The organism is Trebonia kvetii (genome assembly GCF_007827045.1).
GTDB lineage: Bacteria > Actinomycetota > Actinomycetes > Streptosporangiales > Streptosporangiaceae > Trebonia > Trebonia kvetii.
In genome coordinates, this window is record NZ_RPFW01000024.1 from 1 (window position 1) to 653 (window position 653).

The 653-nt window shown below is 53.0% G+C and carries 1 protein-coding gene; it reads right to left on the reverse strand.

What is annotated here, in order from left to right; translation table 11 throughout:
• Window positions 1-86 precede the first annotated feature (86 nt).
• Window positions 87-653: LuxR C-terminal-related transcriptional regulator (locus EAS64_RS42790; RefSeq protein ID WP_145862450.1), on the reverse strand; the 567-nt coding region annotated here is incomplete at its 5' end.

Consider the following 653-nt stretch of genomic DNA (forward strand, 5'->3'; position numbering starts at 1 on the left):
CAGAGACCATGAGCGCTAACGCTGCTAGACCTAAAAGGGCTGCGGTGAGCAGATCATTGGCAAAACTAGATGTAGACACAAGGAGCCTACGATACGATCCCAGCCTCATACGCCATAATCACGGCCTGAACCCTATCGCGGGCATCAAGTTTTGACAGAACATGCGAGACGTGGGTCTTAATGGTGGCCTCTGACAGCACGAGCGCACGGCTGATCTCCACATTGGAAAGACCCTGCGCAATCAGACGAAGTACCTCATGTTCACGCGGAGAAAGAGTCTGCATGAGTTCCTGGTGCAGAAGCTGCGGCTCCTCCTGAGAAGTGGGGGCAACACTGCCAGAATCCTGTTCCGAATGAACCTCCAACACCGGAATCATATGTTCCAGCAGGCGGCGTGTAGCGGAAGGGGCGATCACCACATCACAGCGATGTATTGTTCGAAGAGCACCCAGAAGTTCTTCGGGAGGCGCATCTTTCAGCAAAAAACCGCTTGCCTCGGCACGTACCGCAGCATAGACATATTCGTCGACGTCGAAGGTCGTCAGCATAATAACCCTGGAATCAGGAACGTTGAGCTCTAGAATACTTTTTGCAGCCTCCAGCCCGTCCATAATAGGCATACGAACATCCATAAGAACCACCTGAGGGGCAGT